The sequence below is a fragment of the Cryobacterium sp. N21 genome (genome assembly GCF_002929575.1).
GTDB classification, from domain to species: domain Bacteria; phylum Actinomycetota; class Actinomycetes; order Actinomycetales; family Microbacteriaceae; genus Cryobacterium; species Cryobacterium flavum.
In genome coordinates this window covers 173401-198082 of sequence record NZ_PJJQ01000033.1, presented here as the reverse complement: position 1 = coordinate 198082, position 24682 = coordinate 173401, and the positions used below count along the sequence as shown (strand labels likewise).

The 24682-nt window shown below is 63.1% G+C and carries 24 protein-coding genes and 1 tRNA gene; 11 read left to right on the top strand and 14 right to left on the bottom strand.

What is annotated here, in order from left to right:
• Positions 1-225: 225 nt before the first annotated feature.
• Genes CXY77_RS11215 through CXY77_RS11200 form a run of 4 tightly spaced genes read left to right on the top strand, consistent with a single transcriptional unit; the run spans position 226 to position 4638 of the window.
• The gene (locus CXY77_RS11215; protein WP_092339196.1) at positions 226-1461 is read left to right on the top strand and encodes an aminotransferase class V-fold PLP-dependent enzyme; all 1236 of its coding nucleotides are present in this window, start codon (positions 226-228) and stop codon (positions 1459-1461) included.
• Positions 1462-1508: 47 nt separating this feature from the next.
• Positions 1509-2813, top strand: coding sequence for a sugar ABC transporter substrate-binding protein (locus CXY77_RS11210; RefSeq protein ID WP_233197356.1), 1305 nt, complete (start codon positions 1509-1511; stop codon positions 2811-2813).
• A gap of 11 nt (positions 2814-2824) precedes the next feature.
• Complete coding sequence (locus CXY77_RS11205; RefSeq protein WP_104130078.1) at positions 2825-3805, top strand: carbohydrate ABC transporter permease; 981 nt, start codon at positions 2825-2827, stop codon at positions 3803-3805.
• A complete protein-coding gene (locus CXY77_RS11200) occupies positions 3802-4638 on the top strand; it encodes a carbohydrate ABC transporter permease (RefSeq protein WP_092339200.1) in 837 nt (278 codons plus the stop codon). Before CXY77_RS11205 ends, CXY77_RS11200 begins: the two co-directional genes overlap by 4 nt.
• Position 4639: 1 nt before the next feature.
• Here the strand turns inward: CXY77_RS11200 and CXY77_RS11195 are convergent, their stop codons facing one another.
• The 4 genes from CXY77_RS11195 to CXY77_RS11180 all read right to left on the bottom strand — a co-directional run bounded on the left by CXY77_RS11195 (position 4640) and on the right by CXY77_RS11180 (position 8676).
• Entirely contained in the window at positions 4640-5473 is an 834-nt protein-coding gene (locus CXY77_RS11195) for a class II fructose-bisphosphate aldolase (RefSeq protein ID WP_092339202.1), read from the bottom strand.
• 23 nt (positions 5474-5496) lie between these two features.
• Positions 5497-6387, bottom strand: a complete 891-nt coding sequence (locus CXY77_RS11190; protein ID WP_198412720.1) for a carbohydrate ABC transporter permease — start codon at positions 6385-6387, stop codon at positions 5497-5499.
• Positions 6388-6389: 2 nt separating this feature from the next.
• A complete protein-coding gene (locus tag CXY77_RS11185; RefSeq protein ID WP_092339204.1) occupies positions 6390-7358 on the bottom strand; it encodes a carbohydrate ABC transporter permease in 969 nt (322 codons plus the stop codon).
• 64 nt (positions 7359-7422) lie between these two features.
• Positions 7423-8676 carry an extracellular solute-binding protein gene (locus tag CXY77_RS11180; RefSeq protein ID WP_092339206.1) on the bottom strand — a complete coding sequence of 418 codons (1254 nt, stop codon included), beginning with the start codon at positions 8674-8676 and terminating at the stop codon, positions 7423-7425.
• A gap of 292 nt (positions 8677-8968) precedes the next feature.
• Between CXY77_RS11180 and CXY77_RS11175 the strand changes: the two genes are divergently transcribed.
• The 5 genes from CXY77_RS11175 to nagA are packed head-to-tail and all read left to right on the top strand — an operon-like array spanning position 8969 to position 13747.
• Positions 8969-9862, top strand: a complete 894-nt coding sequence (locus CXY77_RS11175) for an SIS domain-containing protein (RefSeq protein WP_092339208.1) — start codon at positions 8969-8971, stop codon at positions 9860-9862.
• On the top strand, positions 9859-10830 hold the full coding sequence (locus tag CXY77_RS11170; RefSeq protein WP_233197355.1) for an ROK family protein: 972 nt from the start codon (positions 9859-9861) through the stop codon (positions 10828-10830). The genes CXY77_RS11175 and CXY77_RS11170 overlap by 4 nt, the downstream gene beginning before the upstream one ends.
• The gene (locus tag CXY77_RS11165) at positions 10827-11768 is read left to right on the top strand and encodes a 1-phosphofructokinase family hexose kinase (RefSeq protein ID WP_104130077.1); all 942 of its coding nucleotides are present in this window, start codon (positions 10827-10829) and stop codon (positions 11766-11768) included. The genes CXY77_RS11170 and CXY77_RS11165 overlap by 4 nt, the downstream gene beginning before the upstream one ends.
• Positions 11769-11813: 45 nt before the next feature.
• On the top strand, positions 11814-12602 hold the full coding sequence (locus CXY77_RS11160; protein ID WP_092339212.1) for a DeoR/GlpR family DNA-binding transcription regulator: 789 nt from the start codon (positions 11814-11816) through the stop codon (positions 12600-12602).
• Entirely contained in the window at positions 12599-13747 is a 1149-nt protein-coding gene (nagA, locus tag CXY77_RS11155) for an N-acetylglucosamine-6-phosphate deacetylase (RefSeq protein ID WP_233197354.1), read from the top strand. The genes CXY77_RS11160 and nagA overlap by 4 nt, the downstream gene beginning before the upstream one ends.
• On the opposite strand, the gene CXY77_RS11150 is transcribed toward nagA, so the two are convergent.
• Positions 13744-14529, bottom strand: coding sequence for a glucosamine-6-phosphate deaminase (locus CXY77_RS11150; protein WP_092339216.1), 786 nt, complete (start codon positions 14527-14529; stop codon positions 13744-13746). The genes nagA and CXY77_RS11150 overlap by 4 nt on opposite strands.
• 94 nt (positions 14530-14623) lie before the next feature.
• On the opposite strand from CXY77_RS11150, the gene CXY77_RS11145 reads away from it, so the two are divergent.
• Complete coding sequence (locus CXY77_RS11145) at positions 14624-15334, top strand: copper homeostasis protein CutC (RefSeq protein WP_158252818.1); 711 nt, start codon at positions 14624-14626, stop codon at positions 15332-15334.
• Positions 15335-15417: 83 nt separating this feature from the next.
• On the opposite strand, the gene CXY77_RS11140 is transcribed toward CXY77_RS11145, so the two are convergent.
• From CXY77_RS11140 to CXY77_RS11105, 8 genes are all read right to left on the bottom strand, one after another.
• The gene (locus tag CXY77_RS11140; RefSeq protein ID WP_104089597.1) at positions 15418-16497 is read right to left on the bottom strand and encodes a YeiH family protein; all 1080 of its coding nucleotides are present in this window, start codon (positions 16495-16497) and stop codon (positions 15418-15420) included.
• 102 nt (positions 16498-16599) lie between these two features.
• Positions 16600-17997 carry a DMT family transporter gene (locus CXY77_RS11135; protein WP_140425517.1) on the bottom strand — a complete coding sequence of 466 codons (1398 nt, stop codon included), beginning with the start codon at positions 17995-17997 and terminating at the stop codon, positions 16600-16602.
• Between the two features lie 111 nt (positions 17998-18108).
• Entirely contained in the window at positions 18109-19419 is a 1311-nt protein-coding gene (locus CXY77_RS11130; RefSeq protein ID WP_092339224.1) for a UDP-glucose/GDP-mannose dehydrogenase family protein, read from the bottom strand.
• A 194-nt stretch (positions 19420-19613) separates the two neighbouring features.
• Entirely contained in the window at positions 19614-19847 is a 234-nt protein-coding gene (locus tag CXY77_RS11125) for a hypothetical protein (RefSeq protein WP_140425704.1), read from the bottom strand.
• Positions 19848-19903: 56 nt separating this feature from the next.
• Positions 19904-20791, bottom strand: coding sequence for an aminodeoxychorismate lyase (locus CXY77_RS11120; RefSeq protein WP_104089592.1), 888 nt, complete (start codon positions 20789-20791; stop codon positions 19904-19906).
• Positions 20792-20986: 195 nt separating this feature from the next.
• Positions 20987-21907, bottom strand: coding sequence for an anti-sigma factor domain-containing protein (locus tag CXY77_RS11115; protein ID WP_104089590.1), 921 nt, complete (start codon positions 21905-21907; stop codon positions 20987-20989).
• Complete coding sequence (locus CXY77_RS11110) at positions 21904-22488, bottom strand: sigma-70 family RNA polymerase sigma factor (RefSeq protein WP_166789926.1); 585 nt, start codon at positions 22486-22488, stop codon at positions 21904-21906. The genes CXY77_RS11115 and CXY77_RS11110 overlap by 4 nt, the downstream gene beginning before the upstream one ends.
• Positions 22489-22924: 436 nt before the next feature.
• Positions 22925-23554: a DNA-directed RNA polymerase subunit beta gene (locus CXY77_RS11105; RefSeq protein ID WP_092339233.1), complete on the bottom strand. Its 630-nt coding sequence runs from the start codon at positions 23552-23554 to the stop codon at positions 22925-22927.
• 95 nt (positions 23555-23649) lie between these two features.
• On the opposite strand from CXY77_RS11105, the gene CXY77_RS11100 reads away from it, so the two are divergent.
• Positions 23650-23722 (top strand) — tRNA-Lys (locus CXY77_RS11100).
• 254 nt (positions 23723-23976) lie between these two features.
• Here CXY77_RS11100 and CXY77_RS11095 read toward each other — a convergent pair.
• Entirely contained in the window at positions 23977-24528 is a 552-nt protein-coding gene (locus CXY77_RS11095; RefSeq protein ID WP_104089589.1) for a pyridoxamine 5'-phosphate oxidase family protein, read from the bottom strand.
• Positions 24529-24682 lie beyond the last annotated feature (154 nt).

Here is a 24682-nt window from a genome sequence, read left to right as displayed (position 1 = left end):
TGGATCCTTTCGTCCAATCGCCACTACCGATAACCCCAACTAATTCTAAGCGGGAGGCGAGCTGACACGTTCCTCACCCGACAACACTTTATCTCAACTCATCTGATGACTTTTTGGAACAATCCCGATAGAGTCCTGAAAACAGCCATGAAAGTGGGGTGATCCAGAGAGTCATCACACGTCTTGTCATAGTTTGCGAGCCACGAACATTGAAATAGGAAGCACATGCTGACCTCTCCAGTCGCGCCACCGCGTGGATTGACACTTTCGGACGGCCGTCCAGCCCGGGCCGCCTGGTCTCTCGATCCACGAACCATCCACATCAACCACGGGTCGTTTGGTGCTGTGCCCGTCGTCGCCCAGGAACATCAAAATCAACTCCGCGCGCAGATGGATGCCAACCCGGTAGCGTGGTTTCCAGCGCTGCCGGCCATGGTGAAAAGCACCCGCCGCGAAGTTGCCAAGTTTCTCGGCGTAAGCGAAAACGACACCGCCCTCGTGCCCAATGCGAGTGCCGGAGCAAGCGTGGTCTTCTCCAGCCTTCCGGCGAAGATCGGACTGGAGATCGTCGTCACCGACCACGGGTACGGAGCTGTCACCATGGGTGCCGAGCGGTTGGCCCGCCGCTGGAACGGCACGGTACGTACGGCGCATATTCCGCTGGATGCCACCGCAGCCGAGGCTTATGAGGCCATTGTGGCCGAGCTCAGCGCTGCCACCGGGCTGATTATTGTCGACCATATTTCTTCTCCCACCGCCCGATTCTTGCCGGTACAATCCGTCGCCCGCGAGGCGCGCCGTCGTGGAATCCCGCTCCTCGTCGACGGAGCGCACGTGCCAGGGCTGTACGAGGACCCGCTCAATAAGCTGGATTGTGACTTCTGGATCGGGAATCTTCATAAATTTGGCTGCGCCCCGCGCGGCACATCCGTTCTGGTCGCCCGGGGCCCACTGGCGGCTGAGCTATATCCACTCATTGATTCCTGGGGCGCTACCGAGCCCTTCCCCGACCGCTTCGACACCCAAGGTACCTTAGACCTCACGAGCTACCTCGCCACGACGACGGCCCTGGATTTCATCGGGCGAACTTGGGGATGGGATGCCGTGCGCACCTACATGTCGGATCTTGCGGACTACGCCGAAGAGACCATCACCGCTGCTTTTGGTGCGATTACCGGCGAAGACCATCACGTAGATGTCGGCATGCCGGTCAACGCGCTCAGACTCGTTCGTCTGCCCGACGGGATCGCCACGACCCACGACGAAGCGGACGCGCTCCGCGATCGAGTCTTACGTGAACTGGGCGTCGAAGGTGCCTTTACGAGCTTCGGCGGGATCGGCTACTTCCGTTTGTCGGTGCATGTCTACAACACTGCTGCCGACTTTGACTATTTCGTTGAGCACTGCGTTGCCGCACTCACCGAATGGGCCCAGGTCCCTTCTGCTACACCATCGTCATAGGGCGTTGACCTCAAGAATCGTCCGATCTCAATGAAAAGAGGAATGCTGTGATTCACAAGAAAACGTGTGCATGGACCGGCCTGGGGCTCGCTACGGCCCTGGCGCTTTCGGGGTGCTCTGCCGCCTCGGATGCTGCGGATGGCACCGTCAACCTGCAGATGGTTGAAAGCCTGACCAACCCGGCCCGAACCGACGTACTCAAGGGTCTGATCTCAGATTTCGAAGCGAAGAACCCCGGAATTACCGTGGAATTGATCTCCCCTCCCACCGAGCAGGCCGACCAGAAGATTCAGCAGATGCTTCAGTCTGGTACCGGGGTCGACGTTCTTGAGGTGCGCGACATCACGGTTGGACCGTTTTCCACCAACGGCTGGCTGTACGACATGTCCGATGAACTTGCCGGCTGGGACGGCTGGGACGACCTGACCGTGAACGCTGCCAAGTACGCGACCAACGCGGACGGCAAGTCATATTACATTCCCTACGGTTTTTATGGTGCGAGCCTGTTCTACCGAACCGACCTCATCAAGGAGGCCGGCTTCTCGGCACCACCCACCAGCTGGGACGAACTTCTCACGCAGGCCACGGCCTTGCAGGACGAGTCGAAGAGTCAGTTCGGCTACGCTTTTCGCGGCGGCAAGAACGGCAATACTAACGTTGTACTGGCGATCGAGGCTTACGTAGCGGACCAGATCGACCAGGACAATGCTTTTAAGCTCACCGACGGCAGCACGATCTTTGCCGCGCCAGAAGCTGCTGACGCCCTTGAGACCTACTTCGCTCTCTTCGAGAATGCGTCGCCACCCTCGTCGGTCGCCTGGGGGTACCCAGAAATGGTGGAGGGGTTCGCCAACGGTTCCACGGGATTCCTCTTACAGGATCCGGAAGTAATCGCGACCCTCGAACAAGCGCAGTCGATCAGCGTCGATCAGTGGACAACGGCCCCGATGCCGACCGGACCGACGGGTAAGGCGATTCAGCCCATGGCCACCGCCGGCTGGGGCACTGCAGAGTCCAGCGAGCACAAGGCCGAGTCGGCCAAGTTGATCTCCTTCCTGTCGGAAGGCGATGCGTCGACCACTTTCACGCAGAAGAACAGCCTCGTTTCCATTCTGAAAGACGCCGCAGACAGCGACTTCTACAAGACCGGCGCGTGGGCCAGCTACGTAACCATGAACGAGAATCCCGATACCTACATCACTGCCGTCCAGCCGCGCGATTCTTCATGGTGGACCGACTGGATCCAGAAGTCCGACTCTGAACTACAGCAGGTGCTCATCGGCCAGATGACTCAGAAGGAACTTCTCGCCAGCTGGGATGCCTACTGGGTCGAAAAGTGGAAGAACGCCTAGGCGGAACTTCCATGACGTCTCCACGTACCGAAACACTGGAGCGCGCGGCGACTTCGCCGAGCGCTCCACGACGGCCGGCCCCGGGAACACGACGTTCGCAACGGCGCACTTTCACCGTTCGCAAAAGCCTGACTATTCTGGCGTTTCTCTCCCCCGCCCTGATATTCGTGATCATCTTTGTGTATTACCCGATGATCGCGGGCAGCCAGATGGCGTTCCGCAATTGGAACCTGAGCAATCTCACCGACACCTCCTGGGTGGGATTCAAAAACTTCGCGGCGATTCTGACCGATCCGGTCTTCTACACCGTGCTGAGAAATACAGCTGTCTGGGTCGTGGCTTCTCTCGTGCCGCAGTTCGTGATTGGTTTTGCTCTCGCGCTTTGGCTCCGACGTAAATTTGCCTTTCGAGGACTTTACCAAGCCCTGATCTTTTTCCCGTGGGCGATCTCCGGTTTTCTGATCGGCATCTTGTTTCGGTGGATGTTCAACAGTGAATTCGGCGTGATCAATGACCTACTGTCGAAAGTCGGCCTCACCGATCAAGCGATACCGTGGCTCGCTGACCCAACGACGGCCATGGTCGCCATCATCATCGCGAACGTCTGGTACGGCGTTACATTCTTCACGATCATGATCCTTGCCGCTCTTCAATCCGTTCCGGAGGAGCTCTTCGAGGCCGCAGCCCTCGACGGTGCAGGAAAAACGCGAACTCTCTTTCGGATCACCATTCCCTACATTCGCACCACGCTCGCGCTGACGGTTCTGCTGCGTGTGATTTGGATCTTCAATTTTCCCGACATCATCTTCGGCATGACCGGCGGCGGTCCAGCGAATCAGACCCACATCATCACGACCTGGATGATTGCGACGACCCAACGCGGCGACTACGGGCAGGCATCCGCTCTGGGACTCATTGTCGTGGGGATCCTGCTTATCTTCTCCATCTTCTACCTCCTTGCGATTCGCGAGAAGAAAGCGGTCACCACATGATCGACAGGGAAACCCGGCTGGCCCGCACCATTCGCATCGTTTTTCTCGCGATCTGGCTCGCAATCACGATCTTTCCGCTCTACTGGATCACGATCACGTCGTTCAAAGGCCCCGGGGCGATCTTCAGCTTTCCGCTGACCTACTGGCCAGAAGTCTTCTCGCTCGAGAACTACGTGAACCTCTTTAGCAAGGCGCAGTTCGGCACCTATCTTGCCAACAGCCTCGTGATCGCTGCGGTGGCCGCCACCGTCGCGACGCTCATTTCTTTGCTCTCGGCATATGTCCTTGCCCGGTTCGAATTTCGCAGCAAGGGCGCGCTGATGATGGCGTTTCTGGTCACCCAGATGATCCCGGCGTTCATCGCCCTGGGCCCGCTTTACCTGATGATGTCGCAGCTGGGGTTGGTCGACAATAAGTTCGGACTCGTGCTCGTCTACATCGCGATTTGCATACCGTTTTGCACGGTGATGCTGCGCGGGTTCTTCGCCAACGTGCCGGATGCGTTGGAAGAAGCGGCAATGATCGACGGATGCTCCCGGCTGGGCGCACTCTTCAGAGTCATCGTTCCCGTTATGAAGCCCGGGATCGTCGCCGCGTTCATCTTCAATTTCGTAAACTGCTGGAACGAGTTGTTTCTCTCGGTCACGCTGATGAACCGTGACCAAAACAAGACGATTCCGACTGCCCTGAATGGGTTCATCTCAAGCTTCAACATCGACTGGGGCTCGATGTCAGCGGCAGCGGTTTTGACGATCATTCCGACCATGGTCTTGTTCGCCTTCGCCAGCCGATACATCGTGCAGGGGCTGACTGCTGGGGCGGTCAAGGGATAACCTACGCGGCGAAAAGTCGCACCAGGCGGGCTGCTTCCTGTACAACGGCGGCACGTCCGGCTGCCCCGTACCTGCGGCTGTCAACAACCGCGGCATTCGCTGCGAGATAACCGCGAATCGCCTCGGTGAAGTGTTTGTTCAGCTGCGTCGAGACGTTGATCTTGGTCATGCCGGCTCGAATCGCCTTCACGATGTTCTCATCGGCAATGCCGGATGACCCGTGCAGGACCAAGGGCACGTCGAGAGCGGCCCGCAGTCGCGCGATCAAGCTGTAGTCGACTGCTGCCACGCGTTCCGTCATGGCGTGCGATGAACCGACTGCTACTGCCAGTGCGTCGACACCGGTGCTGCGCACAAACGCGGCTGCTTCACCCGGGTCCGTTCGCACGCCCGGTGTATGGGCGCCATCTTTGCCGCCAACCGCACCCAGTTCAGCCTCCACATACACGCCGCGAGACTGCGCGTACTGGGTGATTCGCGCCGTGATCGCGACGTTTTCATCAAATCCCAGATGCGCTCCGTCGTACATCACGGACCCAAAGCCGAGTTCGATCGCCTCGTAGACGAGTTCTTCATTCTGGGCGTGGTCGAGATGCACTGCGACCTCGACGGCTGACGCTCGCGCCACCGCCAGGGTGGATAGAGCGATCGGTTCGAGTCCGCCGTGATACTGGGCGCAGTTTTCTGAGATTTGAAGTATGACCGGAAGTTCGGCCTGCTCGGCTGCTGCGACGAGCGCCTCGGCCGTCTCGAGATGGAGCACGTTGAACGCCCCAATAGCAACCCCGCGCTGATAGGCCGAATCCATGAGGCTTCGGGTGAGGACTAACGTCATTCGGTCTCCGAGAACTTGATTGGTTACTTGACGCTGCCAGCGGTGAGACCACCGATGAGGCGTTTTTCAATGAGCATGAAGAGCACCACGACCGGCACGATGGCGACGATGGAAACACCGAAGACGTAGTGCCAGCTGGTTTCGTACTGCCCCACGAACTTGGTCAGGGCAACGGCCATGGGCTGGTTGCCCGCCGTCGAGAGGATGACCAGGCTTGCGGCGAATTCGTTCCAGCAGGCCACGAAGGTGAACACGATTGCGGTGACGATGCCCGGCCAGACGAGGGGGAGGTTGATCTTGAACAACACCGTGAGGCGACCCGCTCCATCCAATTGCGCGGCTTCGTCTACTTCCTTCGGGATTCCAGCAAAAAAGCTATGCATGATCCACACAGCAAAGGACAGATTGAACGCCGCGTTGATCAAGATCATGGCGAGCCAGGTATCGGAAATGCCCAGGAACCCGAACTGACGAAAGAGGCCGGAGGTGAGAACGGCCGGCTGCAGCATCTGGGTCACAATCACCAGGAACATGAAGACCAGGCGTCCGGGAAAGCGCGCCCTGGCCGTGTAATAAGCGGCCGGTAGTGCAACGAGAAGTACCAGAAGAGTTGCGAAAACGGAGATGACAATCGTCGAGATGAGGTTCTGCACCAGCGGGGTCTCGGGTGTGAACCACATGGTGAGGTAGTTCTCCCAGTGCCATTCCGTGGGGAAATAGGTGGGCTCAACCGAACGAATCTCGCTCTTTGTCTTGACTGACCCGAAGAACATGATCAGGTAGGGAATCACGAAAATGAGCAGCACCACGGCGCCGGCAACCATGCGCCAGATCACTGTCGAAAGCGGAACCTGATCAGCCGTGTATCGAGGTTTGCGGGCAGCGCGCGGCGCCGACGTAAGCAGGGCGGTCATAATCAGACCTCTTTCATAGGCTTGACGACCTTGACGTAGATCGCCACGATCACGATCACGATCAGGAAGGCAACGACGCTCAGCGCGCTGGCCACGTCGATCTTGTGCTCATTCTGGATGTACTTGAAAATCATCGTCATGACCGTGTCAGCGTCGTAGCCGGGAATCGACCCGGTCATGATTTTGAGGATCGGCAGCGAATTGAAGACGTTAATGATGTTGATCAAGACAGCTACGGATAATGCACCGCGCAGTTGTGGAAGGACTATCCCGAAATAGGTGCGGATGCGACCGGCACCGTCCATTTTGGCGGCCTCGAGAATATCGCCGGGTACCGATTGCAGACCGGCGAGAATCGTGTAGGTCGTGAAAGGGAGGGAGACGAAAACTGCAATGCCGATCGACCAGCTGAAGGCACTGACCGGGTTCTTGGTCCAGCCGTATGGTCCGTCGATCAGTTGGATGTCGACGAGAAACTTGTTGATGATGCCGATGTACCCTTCGAGCCCGTAGTAGACCACGAGCGTGGTCATCACCACGCTCGCTGCCCAGGGGATGATGACGGCGAGGCGCACGATCTGGCGCCCGGGAAATGACTTGTTGAGAAACTGGGCCAGGACCAGCGAGATGAGAACGGTGAGAGCCACGACGGCAACGACCCAGATCAGGGTGCGCAGCATGATTCCGCCGAGCGGGGTGAATTCAAGGAGCGTTGCATAGTTGGCAAACCCGACGGGACCCTTGTCGAGACCGCTCAGGCTGATGTCCCTGGTGGAGTTGTAGAACATGACGACGGCAGGGAAGAGTACGACGCCGAAGATCAGGACGAGTGCCGGCCCGATCCACGGCAAAGCGGAGATCAGATCGGACAGGCGGGTACCCGCTGCTGCACGCTGACGCGCAGGCCCCGAACGGGGACGGCCGGTGGCCGTCCCCGTCTGGGTCGGTGGTTCATGAATTGTTTGAGTCATTTCCTAATCCACCGATATTCCTTGTGATCAACTTGGAGCGAGGTCGCGCACGGCGCGAAGGCCGCTAGCCTTCGTCTGACTTGGCCTGGATTTCGGTGAGAACGGTCTGCGCATCCTTGCCTTGGGCCAACTGCCCGATCAAGCTCTTGAACGCGGCATCCGTCGCCGACCAGTTGGGGTTCGTGCTCGGGTAGAACTGAGCACCGGGCAGCGCCTCGATGAACGGCGCCAAGGCCGGAGTGTCGCCCATCGCGTCGGAACCGGACTGGGTGGTCGGGAGGAAGTTCTCGGCGGTCACCCACGGTACGTACTGGTCAGCAGCGTAGAAGAAGTCCAGGAACTTCGTGATGGCTTCCTGCTTGGATCCGTCATTCTTGAATGCCATGAGGTGATCGGCGACCCCGAGGGTGAAGGCCTTGCCGTCAACCGTGGGGATGGGGTTCACGGAGTAGTTGAGTGCAGCATTGCCCTCAGCGATCTGACCGACCGTCGGCGGAAGCCCGATGATCATACCGATCTTGCCCTGGACGAAGACGTCCATGAGAGGGCTGCGGTCAGTAGCTCCCGCATCCGCCTGCGTCGCGCCGGCGTCGACCATCGTCTGAATGAACTTGGCAGCCTCGAGGTTTTCGGGGGTGTCGATCGTGATCGCACTGGCATCACCGAAACCGCCACCGGCACCGTAGAACCAGACCGCCGATTCCGCCTGTGCCTCTTCGGACCCGAGCGGCAGTCCGTACCCGGCTACTCCCCCGCCGATGGCGGAAATCTTCGTGGCCGCATCCAGCAGCTCACTCCATGTCGTCGGGACTGCGGTCACGCCGGCCTGTGCCAACAGGTCTTCGTTGACGAAAAGCGCACGGGCCGAGGCGAGCAGGGGCGCGCCGAATTGGACGCCGTCGACGGAAGCGTTCTCAACAAACGAGGACTGGAAATCAGCGAGGGTGTCGGCCGACACCACTTCGTCGATTGGGTACAGCAGGTCATCCGCGGCAAAACCCGCAAACGGGCCGCCGTTCATGATGTCGGGCGCTGCGTTTCCCTGAACCTTGGTCGTGATGACATCGGTCAGGTTGTCCCAGGACTGCACCTCGAGGTTTACCGTGATATCGCTGTTGGCGACTTCGAAGTCGGAGATGACGCCTTCCCACAGTGCCTGCGTGTTGTCCGAGTAGCTGGGGACCAACAGGTTCACGGTCGTGCCCGATCCACCGGACCCGCCCGATGCGTTGCCGCCACCAAAACCACAGGAGGCTAGTGACATCGTGGCCAGCGTCGCTGTCACGACGATGCCACCCAATCGCAGAGACTTCTTCATGTCTGATTTCCTTATCGTCTGATGATGCTTGTTGACTGTAAAAGCACCTGAACAGTCACATCCATTCAGGTTTTGACTAGTTTGGCGCTCGGGTCGTGTCGGCACAACTGTTGATATCAGATCGTTACGTGACGTTAAAAAACACTTAGAGTAGTTGCTAGTGATTGATTTTCTAGCTCTACAATCATTAACAGTCAGAAATGACCGCGAATTTTCAGATCAGCCTCATTCCACCTGAATGATCGCAACCAATCAATCCGAAAGATCCACAACTTACCGAGGAGCCACGGTCATGACGACATCCACCGAAGAACACATCGCGACGGAACTGGCCTCACAACCCGAGACCTGGGCGCGTGCCGTTGCGATGACCGCTGAACAGCGGCTGCTCCCCGCTCCTGGGCAGAAGGTCGCCATGGTTGGCTGCGGCACTTCCTGGTTCATGGCCCAGTCCTACGCGGCCTTGCGCGAGGGCGCCGGCCACGGGGTGACGGACGCTTTCTCGGCCTCCGAGGCCTTTGTCGATCGCGATTATGACGCCATCATTGCCCTCACTCGCTCCGGGACCACGACTGAAGTGCTCGACATTGTGAAGGCACACCGCGGTCGAACTCGGATCATTGGAATCGTCGGCGACACGACCTCGCCGTTCGTTGACGAGGTGGATGACCTCATCACCCTGCCGTTCGCCGATGAGCAGTCGGTCGTGCAGACTCGATTCGCGACCACGGCGCTCGCCTTTCTGCGCGCGAGCCTCGGCGAAGACCTCAGCACGGCCATCGCTGACGCCGAGTTGGCGGTCGCCGACGAACTCGATGACGGGATCATCGGCGCAGAACAGATCACCTTTCTCGGCCGGGGCTGGACCGTCGGTCTGGCTCACGAGGCCGCACTCAAAATGCGCGAGGCGACGCAATCCTGGACCGAGTCTTACCCCGCGATGGAATATCGACACGGTCCAATCAGCATCGCCGCCCCCGGGCGCATCACCTGGATGTTCGGCGCGGCGCCCACTGGTATTCGAGAGGATGTGCTCGCCACCGGCGCACGCTTCGAAACGAGCGCCCTCGACCCGCTCGCCAACCTCGTGCGCGTGCACAAACTGGCTCTGCTCCGCGCCCGCGCCAAGGGCCTCAACCCCGACCTGCCTCGGAGCCTGACGCGGTCAGTCATACTCGACTCGTGACCAACTTTCCCGCGGCCGTCTCAATTGAGCCCCTCGGGGATGGTGCAGCCGTCGTCGCCTTCGACATTGGTGGAACCGACATCAAGGCCGCGCTGTTCGATGCGTCCGGTGCCATGCTCGGTCTGACCCGCGTCCCCACACCGCATCGTGGTGTGCACACCGTCGATGCCGTGATGCAAGAAATTGCGGAGCTCACCGCCGGTTTTGCGGCGGACTTTCCGCTCGTGCAACCACTGGCGGTCGGGCTTATCGCCCCGGGCATCGTCGATGACGATCGGGGTATCGGGATCCACGCGGCCAATTTGCAGTGGGCCGATGCCCCCTTCAAACATCTCGCCGAGAAACGTCTGGGCATGCCGGCCTCGTTTTCCCACGATGTCCGTGCAGCCGGGGAAGCGGAATTCCGGCTCGGCGCAGCCCTGCCATACCGCGATGTGGCCGTCGTCGTGATCGGCACCGGCATTGCGGCGTCGCTGTTCATCGGGGGGCGACCCCATTCGGCGGGAGGATACGCCGGTGAGCTGGGGCACTCCATCGTCGACCCGGCGGGCGAACTGTGCGCCTGCGGTTCGACCGGCTGTCTCGAAACTATTGCATCGGCTGGTGCCATCGTGCGCCGCTACGAGCGGGCGACGGGATCGAAGATGCCCGGCGCCAAAGAAATCATTGAGCGAGCCCGCAACGGCGATTCCGAAGCCCAGTCGATCTGGAACGACGCCCTCGACGCCCTCGCTTTGAGCATTGCGCAGCTGGCAGCGGTGCTGGCCCCCGAGGCCATTGTGATCGGCGGCGGGCTTGCTCAGGCCGGTGACGCACTTTTGGTCCCGCTGCGAACGCGCGTTGACAACCTCCTGAGCTTCCAACGACTGCCGGTCGTTGTCGCGGCCAGTATCGGTGAAAATGCCGGACTTCTCGGGGCGGCGCTGCATGCCCGTGCTGCCGCAGTTGCTGCGGGGATGCGCCCGTGATCGTCACGGTCACGCCGAATTCCGCGGTGGACCTCACGTACTTGCACCCGGACATCCGTTTTGGGGAAACCAACCGGGTGCCCACCGCTGTCGCTCGTGCCGGCGGTAAAGGACTCAACGTGGCGCGGGTCATCCACCAGCAGGGTCATCCCGTGTTGGCTGTCGCGACGGCCGGAGGCCGCACCGGTCAAGCACTCGTTGATGACCTCGTGCAGGCGGGCATTCGCCATCAGATCGTCTCCGTGCAGTCTGACACCCGGCGAACCATCGCTCTCGTTGATTCTGACCGCGAACAAACCACGATCTTGAACGAGCACGGCCAGAACCACACGCCGCAGGAGTGGCTCAGCCTGACCGCGGGAACGACGGCTGCCCTGGCCGGCGCTCGATGCCTGGTGGGGTCCGGCAGTCTGCCGAGCGGTGCCGATGACACCTTCTATGCACAGCTGGTGGACCTGGCGCGCGAACGCGGGATTCCGAGCATCATCGATACGTCTGGGCCGGGGCTCCTGGCCGCAGCACGTTCCGGTGCCTCTGTGCTCAAGCCGAATCGTGAGGAACTTGCCGCTGCCACCGGGATCGACAACCCGGTCAATGGCGCCCGTGCTCTGGTGCGGTTGGGCGCAGGACTAGTCCTGGTGTCGCTTGGTGAGCGGGGCATGCTTGCCGTCTCGCGCGAGCATCCGCTTTCATCGTTGCACGCACGACTACCGCGAGTGCTGGCGGGCAACGCCACGGGTGCCGGGGATGCGGCCGTGGCAGCCGTCGCGGTCTCGTTAGCGGCGGGAATAACGAATGCCGAATCCCTGTTGCGGCAAGCCACCGCCTGGTCTGCCGCCGCCGTGCTCATGCCCCTGGCCGGAGAAATTTCTCCTAAATATGCGAGGTTCGTCGAGGAACTCGTCGTGGATCGCCTTGTTGACGAACCTCGGCTATAACGTCGGGATAGATTTGCAACTGAGAAGCTTGAGAAACGAGAAATCATGAACCGCGCCGAGCGTCTGATCGCTGTGCTGGACCTTTTGGCTGAGTCGGGCCATCTTGAGGTCGACGACATCATCACGAAACTCCAGGTATCTGCCGCGACGGCGCGACGGGATCTCGACACGCTCGCTTCGCAGCAGCTACTGACGCGAACGCGCGGGGGAGCGACCGGTCAGGTCGTTGCCTACGATCTCCCGGTGCGTTACAAGCGGGAGCAACACGCCCCGGAGAAGCAGAAAATTGCGGTGGTGGCGAGTTCGCTCGTACAGCGCGGGGATGTCATTGGTCTCTGTGGTGGCACAACCAGTACCGCTATCGCGGGTGTGCTCGTTGCCCGCGCAGACATTATGGAGGCCGGGCCACAATCCAATCTGACCGTCGTCACGAATGCCATCAACATTGCGGCACAGCTCGCCATGCGGCCCCAAATCAAGACAGTCGTCACCGGAGGGGTGGTGCACTCGCGCTCCTATGAGCTCGTCGGCCCGTACAGTGCCGAGGTGCTGAATCAGGTAACACTTGACCTCGCGTTCATCGGCGTCAACGGCATCGATCCGATTCGCGGCGCCACGGTCAATGATGAACGAGAAGCCGCAGTGAACTCGCTCATGGCGAGGCGTGCCACCAAAGCCTTTGTGGTGGCAGATTCGAGCAAGATTGGAACGACGGCTTTTGCCACCCTGGGCGCCCTGACGGTATTCAGCGCGTTGATCACTGACTCGGGAATCACCGCGGATCAGCTGTCGGCGTTCGCCGAGGCGGGACTCGAAGTCATCGTCGCCCAGTGACACACGTTATTCACTCCGCCCGGATGATATCGGGAGGCGCAACCACGCCGGACTCGTGGGTTGCTTTCTCCGGCGACTCGATCAGCGCTACCGGAACGGGTGCAACCTGGCGCGGCCTGGCCACGGCCACCACCAGCGTCACGGACGCTGCCGGTCGCATCCTCTCGCCGGGTTTTGTAGATATCCACTGCCATGGGGCCGGAGGCGCCGCTTTCGACGACGGTGCGGAGGGCATCGCCACGGCGCTGCAGGTGCACCGCCGTCACGGTACAACCCGGAGCGTCTTGTCGCTCGTGACCGCTAGTCAGGCGGATCTCGAGCGGCGGGTCGCGATTGTGGCTGACCTGGCGCAGCACGATGCGCTCATTCTCGGCGCCCATCTCGAGGGGCCGTTTCTTGACCAGACCTATCGTGGCGCCCACGACCCGACCCTGCTCAGTGCACCGGATGCGAAACGGATCGATCGACTTCTCACGAAAGCTCAAGGACAGTTGCGTCAGATCACGCTGGCCCCCGAGCTGCCAGGAGCGGTCGACGCGATTGCGCAACTCGTCGACGCTGGTGTTGTGGTGGCCGTGGGGCACAGTGCCGCTGACTATTCCACAACGCTCGCGGCCTTCGAGGCAGGGGCGACGATTTTGACCCATGCTTTCAATGGGATGAAAGGCATCCATCATCGCGCGCCTGGACCCGTGGCTGCCGCGACGCATGCCGCAGGCGTCACCCTCGAGATCATCAACGATGGCGTTCATGTGCACCCGGAAGTCGTGCGGCTGGCCTTCGCGGGCGCGCCCGGCCGAATAGCCCTGGTAACGGACGCCATGGCTGCAACTGGTGCCTCGGATGGGGCCTATCTTCTGGGCTCGCTCGCCGTGACGGTGACCGATGGCGTCGCCCGGCTGACCGATGGCGGATCGATTGCCGGATCGACGCTGACTCTTGATGTTGCGCTGCGCCGAGCAGTCACCGAGGCGGGCGTGCCGATCGCCGAGGCTATCTCTGCGCTCACGGAGACACCTGCCCGAGCCATCGGTCGCGGTCACGACCTGGGGTTGCTGACCGTTGGCTATGCGGCTGACGCCGTGCTGCTTGGCGCGGATCTTGCTGTGGATGCGGTGTTTGCCGCCGGGCGCCAGCTGACTTAGATCGTTTGCCAAGCTGGGCGGTTCGCCCAGATGTACTTGTAGTAGTCGAGGTTGACCATTTTGCTCGCAGCCGCTTCGTCGACGACGACGGTGACGTGTGGGTGCAGCTGGATGGCGGTGCCGGGCTGGCTGGCTGAGATGGGTCCTTCAACGGCCGCGGCCAACGCTGCCGCTTTGCCTTCGCCGAATGCCAGCAACACCAGGTGTCTGGCTCGAAGGATCGTTCCGAGCCCCTGGGTGATGCAGTGCACGGGAACAGCGTCCGGCGAATCAAAGAACCGGGCGTTGTCTGCGCGGGATTTTCTAGCGAGCGTCTTCACGCGCGTGAGGGACGCAAACGAGGAACTGGGCTCGTTGAACCCGAGGTGCCCGGTTCGACCAATGCCGAGTATTTGCACGTCCACTCCACCCGCCGCGACCAGTGCTCGTTCGTATTCAGCACCAGCAGTGGAGAGCGTGGCAACGTCGCCACTGGGCACGTGGACGTTGGCCGGGGACAGGCCCAGCGGTTCGATGACGTCGCGCGCGATGACCATTCGGTAGCTCTCGGGGTGGCCCGCCGGTAGCCCGACGTACTCGTCGAGCGCGAAGCCTCGCACTTTCGAGACGTCGAGAGGACGCTCCGAGAAAGAGCGGGCCAGCGACGCGTACACCGGCAGGGGTGTCGATCCGGTCGCCAATCCGAGCACCGCGTCGGGCTTGGACTCGATAAGTGCCCGAATCGACTCGGCGATCAGGTCGCCGGCTGCTCGTTTGTTCTCAACAACGACGATTTCGGCCAATGGGGTCTCACTTCCGATGTGATTGTATTTGATTCTATAATACAGCTAATAATCATTTGCAATCATTTCTAAATCAATGCGGCAGGACACTTTCATGCACACACTCGTCGAAATTTGCATCGATGACCTGGACGGTGCGCTCGTGGCCGAACGAGCCGGAGCCGACCGGGTCGAATTGTGCGGCAATTTGATCGAGGGCGGCACCACTCCGAGCATCGGGCTGCTCAGGCGTGTCCTCGATTCCGTCGAACGTATTGGCGTGCAGGTGATGGTCCGCCCGCGCGGCGGCAACTTCGTGAACTCGGCGTCGGAGCTCTCGGTGATGCAGGCCGATGTTCGGGCTATTCGGCGGGACGCCGACGGCGCTGCTGTGCGGGTCGGCCTGGTGTTGGGTGTGCTGACGCGCGACAACCAGATTGATCAGACCGCGATGCGTCGTTTGATCGCGGAGGCCGCAGAGCTGCCGGTTACCTTTCACAAGGCTTTTGACGATGTGAACGATCTGGGCGCCGCCCTCGAACAACTCGGCGAACTCGGCGTTGAACGTGTTCTCACCTCCGGTGGACAGACCACTGCATTTGACGGCGCAGGGGCGCTGCGTGACCTGGGGCGGCACGGCTCGGCCGTGCGCATCCTGGCCGGCGGCGGGGTTCGGGCGCACAATGTGGCAGCGCTGGTGGCATCGACCGGGGTCAGCGAGGTTCATCTGCGCGCCCAGGTTGCTAGCCCACTCGGCACGGGAACTTTGGCCACGGACTTCGACATTATTCGTTCGGTGATCGGGGCGCTCGCCCGGTCGAACTGATTCGGGAGCAACCGCGGCGTTCGCCCGGCCGTCTGCCGCGGGTCGGAGCAGGTTTTGCAGCGGCTTTTGAAGCGGGGTGAAAGTCAGGAAAGCTGCACGGCCCCGAAGGCCAGAACCGCGATCAGCGTCCAGGACACCAGCCCGACCGCGAGCGCTCGACTGCCCGTGCGCAGCAGGGTGCTGAGGTTGACGGCCGCACCGAGGGCGAAGAGCGCCATGGCCAGCAGTGCGGTCTGCACCAGGTCGGCGACCTCGAGTACCTGATCGGGCAGCGGAGCGAACGTGCGTATCAGCATGGCCACGATGAATCCGGCAACGAAAAGCGGAACGATCGGTGGAGGCTTCGGCCGGTTGCTCCGGGTGGCCGGTTCAGACACAGCGGCGTCGCCGGCAGTCGGGTCGCCGGCAGCAGACCTGGATACATCGGAGGCAGCGGGAGCGGCGGCATCCGCCTCGAGAGTGGCAAGCCGGTGGCGCTCGACGATGGACGCGACGGCCACGACCGGGGCGAGCATGAGCACGCGGGTGAGTTTGACGACGAGGGCCACCGCGAGCGCGCCCGAGCCGGCAATTTGCGCTGTCGCGACGACCTGGCCGACGTCGTGCACGCCGGCGCCGACCCAGTGTCCGAATTGCAGACTGCTCAATCCGAGCGGATGCCACAGCAGCGGCAACACGGCGATCGCGAGGGTTCCACACAGGGTCACCAGGGCGATCGGGGTGGCGGTCTCTTCATCTTTGGCCTTGACGACGCCGCTCATGGCGCCGATGGCGGAAGCGCCGCAGATACTGAATCCGGTGGCGATGAGCAGGGGTTGATGGCCGGGCAGGCCGAACCAGCGGCCGAGACCGAGGGTACCGGCGAACGTGAGCAGCACGATGGCGACGGTCGTCACGATGGTCACCCAGCCGAGAGCTGCTATGTCGACGAGGCTGAGTTTGAGGCCGAGCAGCACGATTCCGAGCTGCATGAACGGTTTGGCCGCGACGGCCAGCCCGGGCGCGAGGGCCCCGGCGAGCACGGGACGTGCGGCCGGGATCTGGCCGACGACGATTCCGAGCACGACGGCCATGGTCAGCAGCGGGACCGCGGGGACGGCGGCATGCACGCCCCAGGCAGCGAGGGCGGCGAGGGCCGCCACGAGTACTCCCCGAAGCCACATTCAGACAAGTCTAGGCGCGCTGGTTCGCTGGACGGGGCCCAGGCCCCGTCCGTGGGCCCAGCTTCTAACCTGGGCCACGGTTCATAAGGTGGGCCCGGAGCCTCAGACCGACACGCGCCGCAACACCGGCGCCAGGCGCGCGGCGAAGACCTCGGCCTGCTCGACGCTGGCCGACGTATAAACGCCCGACGCGTCGAGAAAGTTCAGGCTGCCGAGAAATCCGGCGTCGTCGACGATGACGGCGTTCACTGTGGCGGTCAAGTTCGGTGTGGTGAGCGCTCCAAAGCCGCCCGCCTCGTCGTCGGCCAGAAAGGAACGCTGCCCGATGACACACTGCTCGACCCAGTTCGGATCCAGCTCCGACGAGATTCCGCCGAGCTGGTAGACGTGCGGCCGGCTGGAGTACACGCGTATCAGATCCTCGAATTCGTCCCGCCAGAGTGACACGGTGACCAACTGGGCGCCGACGGCATCCGCGGCCTCGATGGCGATGTCACAGAGCTGGGCGGCAAGATCCGGCGATAGCGTGAGGTCGGCCACGTCTTCGTGCTCGCGCGGAAGTCCGATGATCGGCACCGCGCCGGCGAGAACACCGACGATCGGAATCGCCCCGGTGAGCAGCCCGAGCCCCGCCTGCTTGCGCCGCGACGTTGCCCGGGGGAGCATAACGACCCCGAGCAAGGCCGCGCCTCCCCCGACCAGCGCGGCAATCGTCGGCACTTCGCCGAGCAGCAGCCAGCCCAGGAGCAGCGAGAAAATCGGCACGATCAGCAGCAGCGAACCGCCCTCGGCCACGCTCGTGCGCGACAGGGTCTGGTTCCAAAGGCAGTAGCCGAGCACGGTGCTGACGACCACCAGTACCACCAGCGCCACCCAAACGGATGCCGTCAGCCGACTGGGATCGACCGCGAACCGGGCCGTGGGCAGCGCGGTGAAACCGCCGATGGCACAGCCCCAGAACACGGTTTCGATGGGAGATACCCGCGCGAACAGCGGCTGCTGCACGATCAGAAAGACCGACAGCAGCAGAGCGGCGCCCACGATGAGGAGGGCGGTGCCGTTGAACCCGGTCGCGCTTCCGCCGCCGAGGGTGATCACGATGACGCCGCCGACCGCGATGACCATGCCAAGGTAGCCGAGCCGGGTGGTGCGTTCGACGAGCACGAAGTAGCCGAGAATGAACGCGAACACCGGCGAGATATTGAGCAGCAGGCTGGTGGTTCCCGCGGGAACGGTGGCCTGGCCGAGGTTGAGCAGCATGCCGTAGCCGGCATAACCGCAGAGCGAGACGGCGATCATTCGCGGGATATCGTGGCGCCGCAGCGTGAGCCGCTGCCGGGTGATGAGCAGATAAAGGCCGATGATGGCGGCGCCGACGAGAAAACGCACGGCGGTGAGATCCTGCGGGGAGAGCGCTGTGAGGGCTTCACGCGTGGCGACATACGTCGGCGCCGTGGCCGCGACCATGAGCATATCGGGTCGAGCCAGCCAGCGTCGCACGAGACCCGATTCCCTTGAAGTGTGTCTCGAGACTAGTGCAACGCGGCCGGCCCAGGTAAGAACGCGTTCAAAACTGGGCCCACGGACGGGGCCCGGGCCCCGTCCGAAGTACTACGGGCGACCGAGGCCGTGATAGGTCCAACCGGCAGCACGCCAGGCTGCGGGATCGAGGGCGTTTCGGCCGTCGACCACGGTCTTGGTACGAACGAGCGCACCAGCCCAGACCGGGTCGAGGTGCCGAAACTCGGGCCACTCGGTGACGAGCACGACGGCATCCGCTCCCCGCAGGGTCTCTTCGAGCGACTCCTCATAGTTGAGTTGCGGATGCCGCGCCCGCGAGTTCTCGATGGCCTGCGGGTCGGTCGCCACCACGTCGGCACCCAGGCCGCGCAACTGCACGGCCACGTCGAGCGCCGGCGAGTCACGCACGTCATCGGAGTGCGGCTTGAAACTCAGGCCAAGCACCGCGACCTTGGCGTTGTAGACGCCGTCGCCGAGGGCCCCTACGGTCAGGTCGACCACGCGCTGGCGGCGACGCAGGTTGATCTTGTCGATCTCCTTGAGGAAGGCTACGGACTCGCCGCGCCCCAGCTCTTCGGCGCGGGCGGTGAAGGCACGGATGTCTTTGGGCAGGCACCCACCGCCGAAACCGACGCCGGCGCCGAGGAAGCGGCGACCGATGCGGCCGTCGTAACCGATGGCATCCGCCAGCTGGGTGACGTCGGCACCGGTGACCTCGGCGATCTCGGCCATGGCATTGATGAAGCTGATCTTGGTAGCGAGGAACGCGTTCGCGGCGACCTTGACCAGCTCCGCGGTCGCATAGTCGGTGATGACCAGGGGGGTGTCGGCAGCGAGCGCCGTGGCGTAGATCTCGTTGAGCAGCGCGGTGGCATGCTCGCCTTTATCGCCCGGAGCGACGCCGTAGACCAGGCGGTCGGGGCTGATGGTGTCCTGCACGGCGAATCCCTCGCGCAGAAACTCGGGGTTCCAGGCCAGCGAGGCGCCGCTGCCGGACTCGATGAGCTCGGCCAGGCGCGCGGCGGTTCCGACCGGAACTGTGCTCTTGCCCACGACGAGGTCACCGTCGGCCAGGTGCGGAATGAGCGATTCGATCGACGCATCGACGTAGCGCAGGTCGGCGCTGTAGCTGCCGAGCTTCTGCGGGGTTCCGACGGCGATGAAGTGTACCTGCGAGCCGGCGGCATCCGCTATGTCGGTGCTGAAGCGCAGGCGACCGCTGTTCATGGCGGACGTGAGAACCTCGGGCAGGCCAGGTTCAAAGAAGGGTGGCTTGCCGATGGCAAGCTGGGCGATCTTGACAGCGTCGACATCGATACCGATGACCTCGTGCCCCAGCTCGGCCATGGCCGACGCGTGCACGGCTCCCAGGTAGCCGCATCCAATGACAGAAATTCTCATTTATTCCTTTCGGTCCTCCCAGAGCATAGTGGGCGCTGCACGTCACCCCAATTCGAGCAGGTTAACAAACGGATGCCGGGCCGTCACGCACGTACCGCCGGTAAAATTTGCGACTCGCCGTGATTCGGGCAAGATTTGCCCGGAGAGTCGCAGATCTACCGGCGTTACGTACCAGCGAATGACGCGCGCGCGGGTTACGCGGTGGCCACCACGCGGCGGCGCTGCAGCCCGGTTTCGGCGAGGCCGGCAAGCAGCACCAGCAGGGCACCGCCGAGCACGCTGCCAAGGTCGACGCCGGTTTTCGCGAGCGACGAAGCGGATGCCGGTTCCACAACGCGCACGCCCAGGTCGAGCACGCGGGTTGATCCGTTCGGTGCCAAGCCGACGACCTGCAGGGTGTGCAGTCCGGCTGCGATGCTCGTGGGCACGGCGAAGTTCTTACTTACCGGCATAACGTAATAGCGGATGCCGCCCTCGGCTGCGCCTACGCCGTGCGGCCCAGCAGGTACGCGTTCAGGGCGTCGGTCAGCGCCTGATCGGCGGGAAACGACTCGCCATCGAGGGCGACCACGGACACGGCGAGGCGCACGCTGGAGACGAGCCAGGCGGCATCCGCGTGGCGAAGTTCCTCAAGCGTGACGTCGCGGTATTCCACGCGTGAACCCTGCGCGCGCAGGTAGTCGAACATGCTCTGCTGCGTGGTGCCGTGCAGAATAGCGCCGCTCGGCGCGGGCGTCACATACTCGCCATTGATGCGCAGCACGACACTTGAGGTCGGACCCTCCATGACGGAGCCGTCGGTCGTGAGAAAGATGGTGTCGTCGGCGCCACGACGGTGCGCCTCGCGAATCGCCGCCATGTTCACCGCATAGCTGAGCGTTTTCGCGCCCATCAGCAGCCAGGGGGCCTTCTCGGCAGCCCCGCGCGGATAGCCGCGGTCGAGAGTGATCACCCGCACGCCGTTCGCGCGCACCGCCGTGAAGTCCGACGCCGCAGCCGCGTGCAACCAGGCCGTGGGCGCCGGACCGTGCTCGACGCCGCGGCTAAGCACGAACTTGAGGGCGATCTCGCCCCGCTGCGGAATGCGCGACACGGCGTAGGCGATCGCGGCCCGCCACTGCTCGGCATTCGGCACCGGAAGCTCGCAGATGCGCGCAGAGTTGCGCAGCCGGCTGATGTGCGGCTCGACCTCCTGCGGGTGGCCGTCGACGACGGCGAGGGTCTCGAAGATTCCGTCGCCGCGCTGGGTGCTCAACTCGCCGACGCGCAGCGCCGGGGCGGTCGATTCCATCTCGTGGAACGTGTCGCTGAAGTCCTGCTGCAGCGAGTCGGCGGGCACGGGGTCGATCAACAGGGTGAAGGGCAATCTCATGCCCCTGAGCCTACTTCGCGCCCGGCTTGGGTGGGCATCCGCTCCGGTGAAACGGATGCTTCCACCCGGGCCCTCCGCGTCGCCCGCGAGGGGACGCAAGAGCGCGGAAAAGGACGGATTGCGCCTACTCACAGGCTGGCGGCCTACCTGGGGCCGTCGCGGCGTCGGCGGCCGAGCTGAGGCCGCCTCGGCCAGTTAGCTCTGGAACGCGACGATGGGGTTGGTCGTGGGCTGGTCGGATCCGCCGTTGGGTTCCACGGTGACACCCACCTGGTCGCCGGCGTGCATCGTGCCGTCAAGCACGCGCCAGGCCGTACCATCGCCGGTCGAGTCGAAGGTTCCGGCCGAAGCTGCGCCGTCCCCGTTGATGTACCAGAGTTGATAGTCCTGATCGCTCGGCAGCACGGGCAGTTTGTCAACCAGCACCGCGGAGATTCCAAGTTTGTTCGACCAGACCAGGGTTGCTTCCTGCCCGTTAGCGGTGGTCGTCGCGGCGCGCTGCGAGTCGTCGGCCGCGTTGATTTGGGCGAGTCCGGAGGCCTGCTGGGACTCGAACTGGTTGCTGTTCAGCACCTGACCGAAGAAGGATCCGCCGATGAACAGCGCGACCGCGGCCGCGGCGGCCAGCATGAACTGTGCCGGACGCTTGAACCAGCGGGCCTGGGCCCGCTCGGTTGCCGTTCGGTGCGGGCCGGAGCCGGTACCAAAATTGATGTCCGTGACCGCCGACGCGGAGCCGGCGGGCGCGCCGCCACCGGAATTCGGCGTCGTGGAGGTCGGCCCGGCGGGCAGGGTCGGGGTGGCGATCGGGGCAACGACGGGAGCTGCGTTGGTAACGGAGGCGAGGGCATCCGTTGTGCCGGCCGTAAGCGGCGGAAGCTGCGGGGTCGACGCGAGCAGGGACATGAGGTTCGCCTTGAGCGCGGCGGACGGCTGCACGGGCGCCACGGCGAGGCCGAGGGCCACCGCGGTGTCATTCAACTCGGCAGCCTCGATGCGGGCCCGCTCGGATTCGGCGAGGTGCGCTTCAAAGGTGGCCGTGTCGTCGGCGTCGAGGGCGTGCAGGGCATAAGCGCCAGCCAGATCGGCCGGGTGCTGCTCGTTACGGCCGGTCATGATGCCACGCCCAATTCGTCGCGCAGACGGATGAGGCCATCGCGCAACCGCGTTTTCACGGTGCCCAAGGGAATGTGGAGCATATCGGCGACCTCGCTGTGACTGAACCCGCCGTAATACGCGAGGCTCACAGCCTGACGCTGCAGCTGAGTCAATCGAGTCATCGCCCTCTCCACCCTTTCATGTTCGAGTCGTACTTCAACAGTTTCGGCCACGTGATCGTAGGCAACGGCCAGGTCACGGATTCCAATTTTGGTATCACGGTCGCGTCCGGCCTGCGACGACCGAATTCGGTCGACCGCTCGCCGGTGTGCCATCGTGAGGATCCAGGTGCTCGCGCCACCACGCGTGGGTTCGTACCGCGACGCCGACTGCCAGATCTCCAGGAAAATCTCCTGAGTCACTTCTTCCGACTGTGCGTGGTCGACGAGCAGACGCTTGACCAGGCCAAGCACCCGCGGGGCGATCTGGTCATACAGTTCTCCGAATGCCGATTGGTCGCCGCGGGCCACACGTCCGAGCAACTCCTCCTTGGTGGCAGGGGCTGGCGGCGCGAGGTCTCCGGCGGGATCAACAGTCATGAGATCTAGCATGTCAGGTCTTTTCCCGTTGTATGACTAGGGTTCGGTGCGAAGTCGATAACGGATTGGTCTTGGCGGCAAGCAATTCGCCAAAAGCGGATGCCTGCGGCCGCGCTGCGCCGCCGGGACCGGTATGACGCCTCGCGGGGCTGAAGAAGGTCGGGCCGCAGAGCACCTCTCGGCGCGAGGCCGCTCGAAGCGGCGAATAATGGAACCCGGGATTACTGCGGCCCGACCAGACTCCAGTGTATTCGAGCGGACCGGCCGGCGTCGAATGTTCGCCCGTGGCGCACAGGTTGCGCACGTCCGGGCCCACCTTATGAACACGGGCCCAGTTTATAGACTGGGCCCGTGGACGGGGCCTGGGCCCCGTCCACGGTGAGAAGGTGCGAGACCAGACTCGAGCGGCAGCCCCTGCGCGAAGGGCTAGGCCCACCTACTCCAGGGAGTCGCGGCGCCAGAGGCGCGCGCAGGCGGCAAACTCGGCCGCTGTCGTGGAGAATCGCAGGGCTCGCGTGGTCAGCTCCGACGAGCGGTGCGGTTCGGTCAGCTCGAGATCGTCGGCGATGCTCGCGGCCCCGACGGCGGTGACCCGACAGTAGGCGGCCCCACGATCCAGCGCCACCGCGAAGTCGCCGGTGAACAGTCCGCGCAGAATTTCATCGGCGAGGATCATGATCTCGGCCGGGCCAGTGGGCACGGCGGCGCCCGCGACGAGCGGATCGATCGTGGCGGCGGCATCCGTTCCCCGTTGGTACAGGTACGCGCACCCCTCCGGATCCTGCCGAATCAGCATACGAATGAGATAGATGCGCCAGAGTGCGCCCGGCAGGCTGCGCGGCGTGGCCCGCGACCACAGCTCAGCGACAGCGTCGATTCCGTTTTCGTCGGTGTAGGCGACCAGGCGTTCGACAGTCTCCGGGTCGGGGTCGCTGCGTACTCGGTTGAGTAGCGCCTGCGCGGTCTCGTGCGCGACGCGGCTGATGGCCGCCGGATCGTCGCCGCCCTGGAATGCCTCGAATTTGATCCCCGCGAACAGGGTGGGCTTGTGAAAGTTGTCGGCCACGGCGGGTTCTCCTTCGGGTTCAGACGGCGGTTTTTTGCTGTCCCCCACGCTACCCAGAAAAGCTGAGCGCGAATCCACGGTAGATTAGAACCTACGGGCCTCTAGCTCAGTTGGTAGAGCAAAGGACTTTTAATCCTTGGGTCGTCGGTTCGAGCCCGACGGGGCCCACAATGATCGCGCACGTGGCGCGGCAGATGCGCACTGAATCCGTTGGATTCAGTGCGCATTCGTGTTTCTGCGGGCGACAACCTGGTCTGTAGGCGCGTTTCCGGCCCTGCCGGTGGCTAATTCAGGAAATCTCCCGCTAGCTCGGGCCGCTGCCCAGGGTTTCGCCGGGCGCGTCGCATCCGCTCGACCGGATTTCCTGAATTAGCCCCCCTGAAACCGTGGAAGAGTGGGGAGAGGATGCCGCCGGGGCCGGCTCAGAGCACGTAGCGGTGCCGAATATGGTGGCGGTCGGCGCTCGCCTGCCAGAACTCGACCTCGGCGGGATGCAGTTCGTAGAGCTGCCAGTCGGGATTGACCCGGCCGTCGGCCCCTGGGCGTTGTTCCCAATCCAGAGCGGATGCCTCGGCCGACAATAGAGACACCTCACCCACCACGCGCACCTGCCTCCCCAGGCCCGCCCAGTAGAAGTTCATGGCAGCTCGCGGGTTGATGCCGAGCTCGCGGCCCTTGCGGGAACCCCGTGTGCTTGCGAACTGCCAGGCTCCGAAGTCAACACCCGCTGCCGCGCCAGAAGCCGCAGGCTCGATGTTCTTCAGGATGAGCATGCGGGACGAAACGACCGCCTCCGCCGTGGCCGTCGCCAGGCTGAACGCGTGCGGCTGGGGCACGCCGACGGCGAGCGCATTCTCGAACCAAGCGAGAAAGAGTTCGACCGGATCCTTCGGTGCCAGCGCCGGGTCGAAGGCGGGCAGACGGTCGGGAAAATCCGGAAGGGCGCGAAGCCGGTGACGCAACGAATCACTCACGATTCGAGCCTAATGCCACTTAGTTTGGGCGAGGTTAACTCCTGGCCGGTAGTGCCGAAGGTCCCCACCTTCGAGGGACTAGACACCCAGTTGTGGGTATTACCCACACGGGTCCTCTGGGCGTAGGTTCGAAGTCGATCGACGCGATGCGACA